Consider the following 14047-nt stretch of genomic DNA (forward strand, 5'->3'; position numbering starts at 1 on the left):
TGCGGGGGTTACCCAGCATGGCGAGCAACACTGCCTGACCCCGCGCACCATGGACTCACTCGAACAGATCGATCAGCGCCTGGCCGACGTCGTCGACACATCGGCCAACCTGCTGGGCTTTGTGCGCGAAAGTGAGGCCCCCATCTGGACCCTGCTGTTTGCCGACGACGCCTGGGTGGACGTCGACATGCGCGGCGACGGGCTCTTGTCCATTGGTACCGAGATCGGTGGCTTGCCCGACCTGCTGGCATCCCAGCGCATGAACGAGTTGATGTTGAGCTACGCCGGCTTCACCCCGGACACCGCCTTCAGCATGACCCCCGACGGCGTGCGCCATCTGCGCCAGTACATGCCACGCGATGCACTCGATCAGCCCGGCTTCATCACCACGGTGGAAGGGTTTGTGGCCAAGGCGCAGGCCTGGCGCGAGCTGCTGCAAACGCCGCCCCGGCCCAGTGCCCGGGTAGCCGCCGAGGCACACCCTGGCCTTCTGCTTGACATGCGCGGCTGAACAACAGCCCGCTTGTTCGTGCACGAGGCGTTCAGATCAGGTAACCGATCAGCGACGCCACCATGCTCAGCAACACCGTGCTGGCAAACGGCAGAAACCACTCCCGCCCGAACGCCCGGAAGTGAAAGTCGCCAGGCAGCTTGCCCAGGCCCAGGCGCTTGAGCAGTGGCGTGACCCAGCTGATCAGCATCAGGGCCAAGAAGATGACGATCATCCAGCGAATCATTTTGGGCGTTGGGCGGAGGGCGGAGGGCGGAGGATGCCACGGGCTTGCCTCACAGCCGGTGGGTACGGTCCCCCTCGGCAAAGCCGATGGGCACCCACCCCGCGCTGCTGGCGCGTGGCGCCAGTGCGATGACCTTGAACAGCTCGCCCATCTCGTGCTCCAGGATCAGCTTCTGCATCTGCGCGTTGTCGCGCAGGTCGGCGTTGCGGGCGAGGTCGATCAAACCGGCGTTGAGCAGAAACCGGCCCTGGCTGGTGTAGCCGATCACATCCAGCCCGGCGTCCTGCGCGGCCAGGGCAATGCCGGTGAAGTTGACGTGGGCAGTGATGTCCTGCTCGCCCGGCGCGGCCAGCACGTCGTCGCTGCGGCGGTGCGCGCGGTGGGCCACCAGGGTGCCCATGCTGCGCTGGGGGTGAAAGAACTCGGCCTCGGGAAAGCCATAGTCGACGAAGAAGGCGGCGCCGCGCTGCAGGCGATCACCCAGCGTGCGAACGAAGGCCTCGGCCTGCGGCTGCAGCTCGGTGAGGTAATCGTGGGTGCCCGGCACCTCGGTGGGTGGCCGTCGATCGGTGGGGCGGTCGGCCCAGGCGAAGCGTTGGCCGTCGAGCGCCACGCCGCGCTCTAACCAACGGCCGTCCACGCGCGCGATCAGGCTCACCGGCATGGCGTCGAGCACCTCGTTGCCCACCACCACGCCCGCCATGTGCTCGGGCAGTGCGTCGAGCCACTGCACGCGATCCGCGTGGGCGGCCAGGGTGCTCTGCTGGCGCTCGCGCAGCGCGCCCGACAGATCGACGATGCGGTAGCGCGCCAGCGGTTGCCCCAGTTCGGCCAGACCCTCGATGAGTTGCAACGCCAGCGCGCCGCTGCCAGCGCCGAATTCCCAGACCTCGTCGGTGCCGGTGGCCGACAGCGCCTGCGCCACCTGGCGCGCCAGGGTGCGGCCGAACAGCGGTGACAACTCGGGCGCGGTGACGAAGTCGCTGCCCTGCTGCGGCAGCAGGCCGAACTTGCGGCTGGTGTTGGCGTAGTAGCCCAGGCCGGGTTCGTACAAGGCCATGGCCATGAAGCGCTCGAACGGCAGCCAGCCACCCGCATCGCGGATGGCCGCGGCAATGCGCAGCGACAGGGCGCTGGCTACACTCGACGGCTCGTTCACGGATGCGGTGTTCACGCGCCGCATTGTCCCCGATGGCTTCCACGCAACCCGGCTCAACCCCTGCCCACCCCCGCACCGTGCTGGTCACCGGCGCCGGCAAGCGCCTGGGCCGCGAGATCGCGCTCACGCTGGCGCGGGCCGGCTGGCAGGTGGCCGTGCACCACCGGCACTCGGTCGATGACGCCCGCCAGACCGCGGCCGATGTCGAGGCCGCCGGCGCACGCGCCCAGACCTTCTTTGCCGACCTGGCCGACGAGCGCAGCGTGCGCGCGCTGCTGCCCGCGGTGGTGGCGCATTTCGGCGCGGTCGATGCGGTGGTCAACAGCGCCTCGACCTTCGAGCACGACAGCGCGCAAAGCTTCGACTACGGCGGCATGGAAACGCATTTGCGCGCCAACACCGGCGCCGCCGTGGTGCTGGCGCAGGCCCTGCACGAGCACCTGGGCAGCCGCGATGCACACGGCGCGGTGGTCAACCTGCTCGACCAGAAGCTGTGGAACATGAACCCCGATTTCTTCAGCTACACCTTGTCCAAGGCGGCGCTGGAAGCGGCCAACACCATGCTGGCGCTGGCCCTGGCGCCCCGCGTGCGGGTGGTCGGCGTGGCGCCCGGGCTCACGCTCACCAGCCACATGCTGTCGGACGAGAAGTTCGCGCAGTTGCACCGGCAGTCGCCGCTGGGGCGTTCGTCCACCCCGGCCGACGTGGCCTCGGCCGTGGCCTTTGCGCTGGCCAACGGCTCGATCACCGGCACCACGCTGCTGGTCGACGGCGGCCAGCACCTGATGCGCTTCGAGCGCGATTTCTCGCTGATGTGAGGCCCGCATGTCCGTGAATGCCGCCGGCAACCAGATCCTCACCCTCACCGGGCTGCGCTTCGAAGCCAGCCTGGGCATCCTCGACCAGGAAATCGGCACACCGCAGCCGATCCAGGTCGACGCCGAACTCAACCAGGGCACGCAACCGCTGCTGCCCAAGGACGACGACATCGGCCATGTGCTCGACTACCGAAAGGTGCGCCAGATCATCATCGACGAGTGCACCGCCGAGCACGTCAACCTGCTCGAGAGCCTGATCGGCAAGCTCACGCGGCGGCTGATGCAACTGCCCGGCGTGATCGGCGTGCGGGTGAAGATCGCCAAGCTCGAGATCTTTGACGACTGCGAAGTCGCCATCCGCATGGAGAGCGGCAGCTGGTGAGGCGCGCTCAGCTCGCGCGCGGCACCTGGTCGCGCTCAAAGCGCTCACGGATGTCGACCACGGCGCTTTCCAGCGCACCCAGAAACAGGCCCATCGCCACCGCCGTCGTGTAGCCCGAGCGCTGATAGATGCAGCTGTGCTGGCGCGCGCCGGCATCGTCCAGCGGCACCCACACCAGCGCGCCGTCGGCCACCTCCTGCGTCACGTTCTCGGGTATCAGGAAGCCCACTGCGTGGCTGCCCGCCACCAGACGCCGCACCATGGGCACCGAGGTGGTTTCCACCAGGGGGCGGCCCAGCCGCGCCAGCCGCGGCTCGATGCGGTTGAGCATCGTGCGCAGCTCCATGTCGGGCGAGAGCATGACCATGGGCTGGTCCAGGCAGTCGCGCACGCGCAACCGGCGCGACCCGGCGGTCAGCGGGTGCCCGGGCGCGGTGACCACGCCCAGTTGCTGTGGGTGCGAACGCACCTCTTCGACGCCGGGCGGCGGCGCGCGGCGCAGACAGTAGGCGACGTCGATCTCGCCGTTGGCCAGCCAGCGCAGCAGGGTTTCGCCGTTGCCGGAACGCACGCTGAAGGTGATGCCCGGGTGGTGGCGCTGCACCGATTCGACGACCTCGGGCAACAGGTACTCGGCGGTGGAATGCGACACACCCACATTGACGTGCCCGCGCCGCAGTGCGCGCAAATCCTCGACCTGGGCCAGCGCGGAGTCGAAGTCGCGCTGGCTGCGGCGCACAGCCGCAATCATGATTTCGCCGGCCGAGGTCAGCTGCATGCCGCGCGGCAGGCGATCGAACAGCGGCGTGCCGACCAAGGCCTCCAGCTTGAGGATCTGCTGGTTGACCGCTGCGGCCGTGAGGTGCAGCGACTCGGCCGCCTGGCGCACCGACCCCCGGCGCGCCACGGCATCGAAACAGCGAAACGACTGGGAGATGGCGGTCACACCCGGACTGTACGTTTTTTCTTTACAGCCATCCAAAAACAAACAGCTATGCCTGACGCAATCGCCTGCCTAGAGTGGCGTCCAACGTTGTGTTCTCACCCACTTCTCGCAACCGGGAGCAAAGCTTGGCCACCACCGTCGACCAGATCACCCAGCGCCGCCGCGGCGTCGGCCTGATCGCCCACGATCCCGCCCTGTCCGCTGGCGGCTACACACTGATCGCCCCGCAGACCGCGGACGGCCACGTCTACCTTGTGGCCGCCGACGGCGAGGTCGCGCACCAGTGGAAGCTGCCGGTGCGCGCCGGGCGCCACGCCGTCATCCTGCCCAACGGCAACCTGGGCTACAACGGCAACCACGCCCACTCCCCGGACCGTTACGCGCCGTGGTCGATGTGGCACGGCGGTGACTTCTACGAGGTCACGCCCGACGGCGAAGTGGTCTGGCACTTCGAGGACCCGGCCCACCACCACGACGCGCAGTGGCTGCCCAACGGCCACCTGCTCTACGCCGCCTGCGAGCAGGTGCCCACCGGCTTTGCCGCCACCGTGCCGGGCGGTACTGCCCACGGCCCCGACGAAGTGATGTACGCCGACGTGATCCGCGAGGTCAACCGCGCGGGCGAACTGGTGTGGGAATGGAAGGCCTGGGAGCACCTCGACCCGCAGCGCTTCCCGATCCACCCGGGCTTTGGGCGCTACCACTGGCCGCTGGTGAACGGCCTGGGCGTGATGGCCGACGGCTCGGTGCTGATGAGTCTGCGCACCACCGCCGGCGTCATCGGTGTGGACAAGGCCAGTGGCGCGGTCGGCCTGCACATTCCGCCCTCGGTGGTATCGCACCAGCACGCGCCGGTGCCACTGGCCAACGGGCACATCCTCATCTTCGACAACGGCAACTTCCGCGAAGGCTCTCACGTGGCCTTCTCGCGCGTGGTCGAGGTCGACCCCGCCAGCGGTCAGGTGGTGTGGAGCTACCAGGACGAAATGGTCAACGCCTTCTACACCGCCTTCATGGGCAACGCCCAGCGGCTGTGGAACGGCAACACGCACATCACCGAGTCGGCCACCGGGCGCCTGTTCGAGGTCACCCCCGCTGGTGAGGTGGTCTGGGAATACGTGATTCCCTGGTTCGCCGAGTACCCCGACGCCGCCGCGCGCAAGACCGGCCCCGGCCGCCTCAACAGTGTGTTCCAGACCTTCCGCTACCAGGCCGCCGATGTGCCCTGGCTGAAACGCTGAGCCCTGCCCCTGTCCACCTAGCACGCATTTCGCTTACCCACCCACGCCCACCCGCCGACACGAGGACCACCATGAACCGCCCCTCCTTTGCCCTTGCCCGACGCGCCACCCTCACCACCCTCACCACCCTGGCAGCCTGTGCCGCCTGGGTGCTCGCCCCCGCCCACGCGCAGGACGCCAAGCCGGTGCGCGTGCTCACCAACTGGTTCGCACAGGCCGACCAGGGCGGCTACTGGCAGGCCCAGCAGGACGACCTCGGCCGCGCCGCCGGCCTGAAGATCACGGTGCAGCAGGGTGGCCCGCGCATCCAGACCATTCCGCAAGTGGCCTCGGGCCAGGCCGAGTTCGGCGTCGGCAACGCCGACGACGTGCTGCTGGCGCGCCAGCGCGGCGTGCCGATCAAGGCCGTGTTTGCACACCTCGACCACGTGCCCTACACGCTCGTCTACCACGCCAACCCGGCGGTGAAGTCGATCAACGACCTGCAGGGGCGACCGTTCGCGGTGAGCCTGGGCTTCGCCTACTGGGAGTGGGCCAAGAAGCAATACAAGATCGCACCCTCGCGCGAGATGCCGGTGACCGGCGACCTCGGCCTGTTCCGCAACGACCCGACCATGGTGCAGCAGGGCCTGTACCTGTATCTGCCCGCGCGCATGAAGGCCGCCGGCATCGAGGTTGACCAGATCAAGATCGCCACGCTGGGCTACCGGCCCTACTACGTGCTGTTCACCACCGACGAGCTGATCCAGAAGAACCCGCAACTGGTCAAAGCCACCGTGGCGGCCATGCAGAAGGGCTGGGCCAACTTCATGCGCGACCCACAAGCCATCAAGCCCTACCTGATGGGCCTGAACCAGCAGATCTCGTCCGACGTGCACGACGCCGCGACCCGCGACATGGCCAACGGCCTAGTGTCGCGCGACCCCGCCAAGATGGGCTGCATGGCCGACTCACGCTGGAAGGAGTTGTCCGAACAGCTCAAGAGCGTGAACTTCCTGCCGGCCGACTTCGACGAGAAGCAGGCCTACGACACGCGCTTCGTGCCCGGTTGCTGAACATGAGAGGCGCTGCCATCACGCTCGAGGGCGTGTCCAAGACCTACGACAACGGGCTGCTGGCGCTGCAGGCGACCGACCTCGGCATCGATGCGGGCGAGTTCATCTCCATCGTCGGCCCGTCGGGTTGCGGCAAGTCGACGCTGCTGCGCATCGTGGCCGACCTGGTACAGCCCACGCAGGGGCAGTGCCTGCGACCCGGCGAGTTCGAGACCGGCTTCGTGTTCCAGGAGGCCGCGCTGCTGCCCTGGCGCACGGTGCAGAAGAACGCCGAGCTGTTGATGGAGCTGGAAGGCTATCGCGCCCCGGATTGCGCCGCGCGCGCCGCCGAAGCGCTGAAGCTGGTGGGGCTGGCCGGCTTCGAGAAGAGCTACCCGCACGAGCTGTCGGGCGGCATGCGCATGCGGCTGTCGCTGGCGCGCGCACTTGCGCTGCGGCCCGCCCTGTTGCTGCTCGACGAGCCACTGGCGGCCGTCGACGAGCTCACCCGCGACGTGTTGCAGGAAGAGCTGTCGGCGCTGTGGAAGGAGGCCGGCTTCACCGCCATGATGGTCACGCACAACGTGCACGAGGCGGTGTTCCTGTCCACCCGGGTGGTGGTCATGTCGGCCCGCCCGGGCCGGGTGCTGCGGGTCATCGACGTGCCGTTCGACTTTCCGCGCGCGCCCGAGCTGCGATCCTCGCCCGCCTTTGCGGCCCTCACCGGCGAGGTGACCGCCGCCCTGCGCCACCCGGTGGCCGAGCAGGTGAGCGCATGAGCACCCAGACCGATTCGCGCTGGGCATCGGCGGTGGGCACGGTGGCGCCGGTGCTCGTGGTGGCGCTGCTGGCCCTGCTGGGCTGGTGGTTGCTGTCGGCCACGGTGTACGCCGGGCGCGCCTACCTGTTGCCCGGTCCGGGTGCGGTGGCGGCGGCGGTGCGCGAGAACGCCCCCGCCCTGGTGGTGGCCTCGCTCATCACGCTGCGCGAAGCCAGCCTGGGCTACCTGGGGGCCATCGTCATCGGCGTGCTGCTGGCCGCACTGATGAGCCAGTCGCGCCTGATCGAACGCAGCCTGTACCCCTACGCCGTGCTGCTGCAGACGGTGCCGGTGGTGTCGGTGGCGCCGCTGATCGTGCTCTGGTTTGGCTATAACGAGAGTTCGGTGGTCGTCATCAGCTTCGTCATGGCGCTGTTTCCCATCATCAACAACACCTTGCTGGGTCTGAACTCGACCTCGCGCACCCTGGTGGAGTTGTTCGCGCTGCACAACCGCAGCCGCGTGGTGGCGTTCTGGAAACTGCGCCTGCCCAGCGCCTTGCCCAGCATCTTTGCCGGCCTGCGCATTTCGGCCGGGTTGTCGGTGATCGGCGCCATCGTGGGCGAGTTCATCATCGGCTCGGGCAACTCGCAGGGCGGGCTCGGGGTGCAGATCGTGTTTGCACAGGGCCGCATGTACACCGCACTGCTGTTCGGCGCGGTGATCGCAGCCACCCTGCTCGGCTTCATGTTCTTCCTGCTGGTCAGCGTTGTCGGGCGCCGCCTGCTGCGCCACTGGCACGAGTCGGCGCGCTGACCATGGGTGCCGCCGCCGCCTACCTGCACATCCGGCCGGTGCCTCAGTTGCCGGGCTTCGCGGCGCGCGTCGACGGCCTGGACTTTTCCGCGCCACTGTCGGCCGAGGTCAAGGCCGAGCTGCACCGCGCGCTCAACCAGTTCGGCCTGCTGACCATCGAGCCGCACACGCTCACCCCCGCTCAGCACATCGACCTGGCGAGCGCCTTTGGCGACATCGCCCCAGGCGCCTTCTTTCCGCGCCTGCCTGGCCACGACGAGGTCGAGGTGATCCGCAGCGACCGTGAGCACCCGCCCGAACTCAACGTCTGGCATAGCGACGTCACGTGGCGACGCGATTTCCCCACCGGCACCGTGATCCAGTTGATCGAGCTGCCCGAGAGCGGCGGCAACACCGCCTGGGCCTGCGGGCGCAAGGCGTTCCAGGCCCTGTCCGAGGGCATGAAGACCTACCTTCGTGGCCTGCACGCCACCCACAGCTGGACCGGCAGCCTGGTCGAGGACGCGCTGCGGGCCAGCGGCGAAGAGGCCATGGTCAACGCGGTGCGCCGCTTTCAGCCGGTGTCGCACCCGCTGGTGCGCCGCCACCCCGAAACCGGCGATGAGGTGCTGTTCGCCAACGAGGCCTTCACCCGCCGCATCGACGGCGTGCCCATGCGCGAAAGCCGCGCGATGCTCGAATTTCTGCGCGAGTGGATGGTCCAGCCCGAGTTCGTGTACTCGCACCGCTGGCGCGCCGGCGCCCTGGCCGTGTGGGACAACCGCTCGACCCAGCACCACGCCGCGGCAGACTACTGGCCGCAGACGCGGCTGTTGCACCGGGTGACCTTTCGCTCGCAGGCCGAATCGGCGGCGTGAGCCGGATCGGGGCTCGACGCCTGGGGATTCAAGTGTTCTTACAAAAGTTATCGAACGAAGATAACTTTTCAAATTTCGCTAGAATCGCGACCGATGAACCCGGTCAGAAACCCCTTCGCCCCTGGCGCCGGCACGCCGCCGCCCGAGCTGGCGGGCCGCGATGCGCTGCTCGAAACCCTGCAGGTGGCGCTGCAGCGCACCCGCATCGGCCGCCCCGCGCGCAGCGCCATGCTGGTGGGCCTGCGCGGCGCCGGCAAGACGGTGCTGCTCGACCGCGCGCGCGACGACGCCGAGGCCATGGGCATCCACACCATCCGGCTCGAAGCGCCCGAGGGCCGCTCACTGCCGGCCATGCTGGCGCCCCAATTGCGCCAGGCGCTGCTGCGGCTGAGCCAGCTCGAAGCCGCCAAGGACTACGCAGTGCGCGGCCTGCGGGCGCTGGCCGGCTTTGCCAGCAAGCTCAAGCTCACCTTCAAGGACATCGAGGTCGGCATCGACTACGAGGCCGAGCCCGGCCTGGCCGACAACGGCGACCTCGAACACGACCTGCAGGCCCTGATGGAGCAGGCGGGCCTGGCCGCCAAGGCCGGCAACACCGCGCTGGCGCTGTTCATCGATGAGCTGCAGTACGTCGAGGAACACCAGCTCGCCGCCCTGATCACGGCGCTGCACCGCATGGCGCAGCGCCAGCTGCCGGTGGTGCTGGTGGGCGCGGGCCTGCCGCAGTTGCGCGGCCAGCTGGGCAACGCCAAGTCCTACGCCGAGCGCTTGTTCGAGTTCACCGAGATCGGCCCCTTGCCGCCCGAGGCCGCGGCCCAGGCGATCGAGAAGCCCTTGCTCGACGAGGGCGTGACGATCACCCCCGCCGCGCTGGCCGAGATCGGCCGCGTGAGTCAGGGCTACGCCTACTTCCTGCAGACATGGGGCAGCCACACCTGGCTCGCGGCCGAAGGCAGCCCGATCGACACCGACGCCGTGGCGCGCGCCGGCATCACCGCCATCGCCGCCCTCGACGAGGGCTTTTTCCGTGTGCGCTTTGACCGCTGCACGCCCAAGGAAAAGAAGTACCTGCGCGCCATGGCCGAGCTGGGCGACGGGCCCCACCGATCGGGCGACGTGGCCGACGTGCTGGGCGAAAAGGTATCGTCTCTGGCCCCCACCCGCGCCACGCTCATTGGCAAGGGCATGGTCTGGAGCCCCACCCACGGCGACACGGCCTTCACCGTGCCGATGTTCGCCGCCTTCATGCAACGCATCATGCCGGGCCAGGACTGGCGCTGAACACCATGGACATCGAACGCGAAAACCACAAGCTCGAGAAGCGGCTGTGCCGCGAGGTCGGGCGCGCGATCACCGATCACAACATGATCGAAGAAGGCGACCGCGTGATGGTCTGCCTCTCTGGCGGCAAGGACAGCTACGGCATGCTCGACATCCTGCTCAAGCTGCAGGCGCGCGCGCCGGTGAACTTCGAGCTGATCGCCGTCAACCTCGACCAGAAACAGCCCGGCTTTCCCGAGCACGTGCTGCCGGAGTACCTGACAAAGCTCGGCGTGAAGTTCCACATCGAGAACCAGGACACCTATTCCATCGTCAAGCGCGTCATCCCTGAAGGCAAGACGCTGTGCAGCCTGTGCAGCCGCCTGCGCCGCGGCATCCTGTACCGCGTGGCCAGCGAACTGGGCGCAACCAAGATCGCCCTGGGCCACCACCGCGACGACATCCTGCAGACGCTGCTGCTCAACATGTTCTTCGGCGCCAAGCTCAAGGGCATGCCGGCCAAGCTGGTGAGCGACGACGGCCGCCACGTGGTGATCCGGCCCATGGCCTACGTGCCCGAGAAGGACCTCAGCCGCTGGGCCGAGGTGCGCCAGTTCCCCATCATTCCGTGCACGCTCTGCGGCAGTCAGGAGAACCTGCAACGCAAGCAGGTCGGCAACCTGCTGCGCGAGTGGGAGCAGAAGTTTCCGGGCCGCGTCGAGAACATGTTCAGCGCGTTGCAGAACGTGGTGCCCAGCCACCTGATGGACCGCTCGCTGTTCCCGTTCGAGACCCTGCGGGCCACCGGCGTGCCCGATGCCGACGGCGACAAGGCCTTCGACGACGAGCCCTTCACGGCTGCGACGCCCACCGCCGCGCCCCGGGCCGATGCCGACGGCGGGAACCCCGCGCCGACGCGCACGGTCATACCGATCGCCGCCGATCTCTGACCCGCAACATGCAACGCGTTCGCCGCTTCACCTGGCTTGCCGCACTCACCAGCGTGCTGCTGGGTGGCTGTGCGTCGGTGATCAAGGTGGACAACCAGGTGCAGAGCTTTGCGCGCTGGCAAGCCGCCTCCCCAGCCAATGCGGCGCCTGCCGTGCCTGCGCCGCCGCAGGTCTTCCGCTTCGAGCGCCTGCCCTCGCAGCAGAACCTTGGCCAGCAGGACGAACTGGAAAAGCTCACCGAGGCGGCGTTGGGTCGCAAAGGCTGGAGCCGCGCGGCCGACGGTGTGTCAGCGCCCTGGCTGGTGCAGGTCAACGCCAGCACCGTGCGCCTGCCGCGCGCGCCCTGGGAGGACCCCTACGACGCGTGGGGGCCGTTCGGCTACCCGTATGCCCTGCCCGGGCGCGACTACGTGGTGACCGGCACCGGCCAGGTGATGTTCTTCCCGGCCTTCCCGCGCTTTGAGACGCCGTACTACCAGCGCGCAGTGGCGCTGCTGGTGCGCGAGGCCGCCAGCGGCCGTGTGGTGTACGAGACGCGGGCCGCACACGATGGCCGCTGGAACAGCACGCCGTCGCTGTGGACGGCCATGCTCGATGCCGCACTGAACGGGTTCCCGTCCCCGCCAGCGGGCAACCGACAGGTCGACATCGACATCGCGCGCTGAGGAGCGGAGCGGCCGAGGCGCTGAAGCGCTGTCCCGGGTCGATGCCGTCAATCCGCCACGGGTGACGGATCGCTCTCGATCAGTTGGCGAATGGTTCGCCCCATTGCATCCATGCTGTCCTGCTTGGCCAGCACCTCGTGCACCCCCTCACGCCGGGCCTCGTCCAGCAAGGCATCGCTGACATGGCCCGAGACGATTGCGACCCGCAGATCCGGGCGCAGCTGGCGCGCCTCGCGCGCCACGTCGACGCCGGACATGCCAGGCATGTTCTGGTCGGTGACCACCAGATCCACCGGATCGTCGGGGTAACGCCGCAGCCAGTCGATGGCCGCCTCGCCCGACTCGAAGGTGCTGACGCGGTAGCCCTGCTTGCGCAGCAGGCGGCCCACCAGGAACACGAGCGCCTCGTAGTCGTCGACGTACACGATGTGCCGCCCCGCGGGCGCCGTCTCGGCCACCGCTGGCGGCGCCACCTCCACCAGGGGTGCCTGGGACACCGACGCGCCCAGCGGCAGGTAGACGTCGAAGCGTGTGCCCGCACCGAGCCGGCTGTCGATGCCGATGGCCCCGTGGTGCGCCTTGACGATGCCGTGCACCACCGCCAGCCCAAGCCCGGTGCCCGCGCCCGGGGCCTTGGTGGTGAAGAAGGGCTCGAACACCCGGCGGAGGGTCTGCTCGTCCATGCCGGGGCCGTTGTCGGCCACGCTCAGCCGCGCGTATGCCCCTGGATCGATGGCGCCCAGTTGAAGCGCCTGCGCCGCGTCCAGCTCGACGGGTTCCAGGGCCACAGTGACTTCACCGCCACGGCGTCCCATGGCCTGCCAGGCGTTGGTGCACAGGTTCATCAGCACCTGCTGCATCTGCGTGCCATCCACCACCGCCGGCAGCGGCACATCGGTGAGGCGGCTCACCAGTTGCACGCCAGCGGGCAGCAGCGAGCGCATCAGGCCCAGCGCCTCCTGTACCAGTGGCAGCAGATCCTGTTGCTCCATGAGCTGCGGTCCTCGCCGGCTGAAGGTGAGGATCTGCTGCACCAGCTGCCGTGCCCGGATGGCGGCACGGTTGATCTCCTTGAGGCTCTCCTGCGCCGGATGCTCCGGTCCGACGTCCTCGCGCGCCAGCACCAGGTTGCCCAGGATGGCCGCCAGCAGGTTGTTGAAGTCGTGGGCCACGCCACCGGCCAGCGTACCGATGGCCTCCATTTTCTGGCTCTCGCGCAGCTGGGTTTCCAATGCGCGCTGCTGCTCTTCGGCGGCCTTGGCTTCGGTGACATCGGTGTGCGTACCCACCATGCGCGTGGGCTGACCATGGGCGTCGCGCTCGATGATGGCGCCGCGGGTGAGCACCCAGATCCAGCGACCGTCGCGTGAGCGAACCCGGTGCTCGTTGCGGTAGGCGCGCGTGCGACCTTCAAAGTGCGCCACCCGCGCGGCCATCATGGCCGGCACATCGTCGGGGTGGGTGCGCGAATCGAGGTCGCGCATGCTGCCTTTGAGTTCGTCGCGGGTGAAGCCGTACATGGCGATCAGGCCGTCCGACAGGTACTCCTCGCCGGTGGCGATGTTCCAGTCCCAGACACCATCGCCCGCACTACCCAGCGCGGCCTTCCAGAGCTCTTCGCTGCGCCGCAAGGCTTCTTCGGTGCGTCTGCGGTCGGTGATGTCGAACAGCACCCCCACACGTTGAATGCCACGCTCGTTGCGAAGAACCTCGCATGAGCGCCGATGCACCCACTTGACCTCGCCATCGGGGGTGACGATCCGGAACTCGCTCATCAGCGCTTCACGGCCATCGATGACCGATTGGGTCTCGCCAGCGAACTGTTCAAGTTCATCCGGGTGGCGCAGCCGGGGCAGCAGCATGGGGTCGCGCAGAACCTCTTCGCGATCCACGCCGTACAGGTCTTTGACGCCCGAGTTGAGGAACAGGTAGTGCCGGCTGCCGTCCCAGCCCACCAGCACCGAATACACCACGCCCGGAATCTGGTCGGCCAGCGCCACCAGACGCTGCTGCTGCTCGCGGGCGTCGCGCTCCCGAAGGACCCGCTCGGTGACGTCCTCGACCGTGCCTTCGTAATAGAGCACCCGACCGTCTTCGCCGCGCACCGCGTGCGCGTTCTCGTTCACCCAGGCGCGCTCCCGGGTGTGGTGGCGGTAGACCTCGGAGACAAAGGCGCACACCTGCCCGTCGGTTTCCAGGGCCGAGCGGAACGCATCGCGTCGCGCGGGGTCGACGTACCACTCGTTGGCGACGTCGCGCACATTGGCCAGCAGATCGGCTTCACTGGCGTAGCCGTTGAACTTCACCAGCGCGTCGTTGGCGCGCAGCATGTGCCCATCGGGCGCACTGCGGTAGGCACCGATCGGCAGGAAGCTGAACAGCGTCGAGAAGTCGCCATCGGATGCACCCATGACCGCGATTG

Annotated in this window: 15 protein-coding genes; 11 read left to right on the plus strand and 4 right to left on the minus strand. The window is 68.4% G+C overall.

Features of this window, described 5'->3' with window-relative positions; genetic code table 11:
- Nucleotides 1–49: 49 nt before the first annotated feature.
- The gene (locus KF871_RS14705; protein ID WP_291144014.1) at nt 50–511 is read left to right on the plus strand and encodes a hypothetical protein; all 462 of its coding nucleotides are present in this window, start codon (nt 50–52) and stop codon (nt 509–511) included.
- A 31-nt stretch (nt 512–542) separates the two neighbouring features.
- Here the strand turns inward: KF871_RS14705 and KF871_RS14710 are convergent, their stop codons facing one another.
- Complete coding sequence (locus KF871_RS14710) at nt 543–737, minus strand: DUF2905 domain-containing protein (protein ID WP_291144017.1); 195 nt, start codon at nt 735–737, stop codon at nt 543–545.
- Between the two features lie 49 nt (nt 738–786).
- Nucleotides 787–1920, minus strand: coding sequence for an SAM-dependent methyltransferase (locus KF871_RS14715; protein ID WP_291144020.1), 1134 nt, complete (start codon nt 1918–1920; stop codon nt 787–789).
- A gap of 8 nt (nt 1921–1928) precedes the next feature.
- Between KF871_RS14715 and KF871_RS14720 the strand changes: the two genes are divergently transcribed.
- A complete protein-coding gene (locus KF871_RS14720; protein WP_291144023.1) occupies nt 1929–2714 on the plus strand; it encodes an SDR family oxidoreductase in 786 nt (261 codons plus the stop codon).
- Nucleotides 2715–2721: 7 nt separating this feature from the next.
- Nucleotides 2722–3096 (plus strand): dihydroneopterin aldolase, encoded by a 375-nt coding sequence (locus tag KF871_RS14725; protein ID WP_291144025.1) that lies wholly within the window; start codon nt 2722–2724, stop codon nt 3094–3096.
- A 7-nt stretch (nt 3097–3103) separates the two neighbouring features.
- Here KF871_RS14725 and KF871_RS14730 read toward each other — a convergent pair whose 3' ends face one another.
- Nucleotides 3104–4042, minus strand: coding sequence for a LysR family transcriptional regulator (locus KF871_RS14730; RefSeq protein ID WP_291144029.1), 939 nt, complete (start codon nt 4040–4042; stop codon nt 3104–3106).
- A gap of 125 nt (nt 4043–4167) precedes the next feature.
- Between KF871_RS14730 and KF871_RS14735 the strand changes: the two genes are divergently transcribed.
- The 8 genes from KF871_RS14735 to KF871_RS14770 all read left to right on the plus strand — a co-directional run bounded on the left by KF871_RS14735 (nt 4168) and on the right by KF871_RS14770 (nt 11625).
- Nucleotides 4168–5283, plus strand: a complete 1116-nt coding sequence (locus tag KF871_RS14735; protein ID WP_291144032.1) for an aryl-sulfate sulfotransferase — start codon at nt 4168–4170, stop codon at nt 5281–5283.
- Nucleotides 5284–5354: 71 nt separating this feature from the next.
- On the plus strand, nt 5355–6338 hold the full coding sequence (locus KF871_RS14740; RefSeq protein ID WP_291144035.1) for an ABC transporter substrate-binding protein: 984 nt from the start codon (nt 5355–5357) through the stop codon (nt 6336–6338).
- Nucleotides 6339–6340: 2 nt separating this feature from the next.
- Nucleotides 6341–7096, plus strand: a complete 756-nt coding sequence (locus tag KF871_RS14745) for an ABC transporter ATP-binding protein (protein WP_291144038.1) — start codon at nt 6341–6343, stop codon at nt 7094–7096.
- Nucleotides 7093–7893: an ABC transporter permease gene (locus tag KF871_RS14750; RefSeq protein ID WP_291144040.1), complete on the plus strand. Its 801-nt coding sequence runs from the start codon at nt 7093–7095 to the stop codon at nt 7891–7893. Before KF871_RS14745 ends, KF871_RS14750 begins: the two co-directional genes overlap by 4 nt.
- A gap of 2 nt (nt 7894–7895) precedes the next feature.
- Complete coding sequence (locus KF871_RS14755) at nt 7896–8750, plus strand: TauD/TfdA family dioxygenase (protein ID WP_291144043.1); 855 nt, start codon at nt 7896–7898, stop codon at nt 8748–8750.
- A gap of 93 nt (nt 8751–8843) precedes the next feature.
- Nucleotides 8844–10031: an ATP-binding protein gene (locus KF871_RS14760; RefSeq protein ID WP_291144046.1), complete on the plus strand. Its 1188-nt coding sequence runs from the start codon at nt 8844–8846 to the stop codon at nt 10029–10031.
- Between the two features lie 5 nt (nt 10032–10036).
- Nucleotides 10037–10960 (plus strand): tRNA 2-thiocytidine(32) synthetase TtcA, encoded by a 924-nt coding sequence (gene ttcA, locus KF871_RS14765; RefSeq protein ID WP_291144048.1) that lies wholly within the window; start codon nt 10037–10039, stop codon nt 10958–10960.
- Between the two features lie 8 nt (nt 10961–10968).
- The gene (locus tag KF871_RS14770; RefSeq protein WP_291144051.1) at nt 10969–11625 is read left to right on the plus strand and encodes a hypothetical protein; all 657 of its coding nucleotides are present in this window, start codon (nt 10969–10971) and stop codon (nt 11623–11625) included.
- Between the two features lie 47 nt (nt 11626–11672).
- Here KF871_RS14770 and KF871_RS14775 read toward each other — a convergent pair whose 3' ends face one another.
- Nucleotides 11673–14036, minus strand: a complete 2364-nt coding sequence (locus KF871_RS14775) for a PAS domain-containing protein (protein ID WP_291144053.1) — start codon at nt 14034–14036, stop codon at nt 11673–11675.
- Between the last annotated feature and the right edge of the window lie 11 nt (nt 14037–14047).

It is taken from the genome of Hydrogenophaga sp. (genome assembly GCF_019635465.1).
GTDB lineage: Bacteria > Pseudomonadota > Gammaproteobacteria > Burkholderiales > Burkholderiaceae_C > Hydrogenophaga.

What these genes read in the sequence shown, in the direction of transcription:
- KF871_RS14725 (WP_291144025.1), top strand. Translation starts at nt 2,722, where the DNA reads ATGTCCGTGAATGCCGCCGGCAACCAGATCCTCACCCTCACCGGGCTG.
- KF871_RS14740 (WP_291144035.1), top strand. Translation starts at nt 5,355, where the DNA reads ATGAACCGCCCCTCCTTTGCCCTTGCCCGACGCGCCACCCTCACCACC.
- KF871_RS14770 (WP_291144051.1), top strand. Translation starts at nt 10,969, where the DNA reads ATGCAACGCGTTCGCCGCTTCACCTGGCTTGCCGCACTCACCAGCGTG.
- KF871_RS14775 (WP_291144053.1), bottom strand. Translation starts at nt 14,036, where the DNA reads ATGGGTGCATCCGATGGCGACTTCTCGACGCTGTTCAGCTTCCTGCCG.
- KF871_RS14715 (WP_291144020.1), bottom strand. Translation starts at nt 1,920, where the DNA reads ATGCGGCGCGTGAACACCGCATCCGTGAACGAGCCGTCGAGTGTAGCC.
- KF871_RS14745 (WP_291144038.1), top strand. Translation starts at nt 6,341, where the DNA reads ATGAGAGGCGCTGCCATCACGCTCGAGGGCGTGTCCAAGACCTACGAC.
- KF871_RS14710 (WP_291144017.1), bottom strand. Translation starts at nt 737, where the DNA reads ATGATTCGCTGGATGATCGTCATCTTCTTGGCCCTGATGCTGATCAGC.
- ttcA (WP_291144048.1), top strand. Translation starts at nt 10,037, where the DNA reads ATGGACATCGAACGCGAAAACCACAAGCTCGAGAAGCGGCTGTGCCGC.
- KF871_RS14750 (WP_291144040.1), top strand. Translation starts at nt 7,093, where the DNA reads ATGAGCACCCAGACCGATTCGCGCTGGGCATCGGCGGTGGGCACGGTG.
- KF871_RS14755 (WP_291144043.1), top strand. Translation starts at nt 7,896, where the DNA reads ATGGGTGCCGCCGCCGCCTACCTGCACATCCGGCCGGTGCCTCAGTTG.
- KF871_RS14705 (WP_291144014.1), top strand. Translation starts at nt 50, where the DNA reads ATGGACTCACTCGAACAGATCGATCAGCGCCTGGCCGACGTCGTCGAC.
- KF871_RS14720 (WP_291144023.1), top strand. Translation starts at nt 1,929, where the DNA reads ATGGCTTCCACGCAACCCGGCTCAACCCCTGCCCACCCCCGCACCGTG.
- KF871_RS14760 (WP_291144046.1), top strand. Translation starts at nt 8,844, where the DNA reads ATGAACCCGGTCAGAAACCCCTTCGCCCCTGGCGCCGGCACGCCGCCG.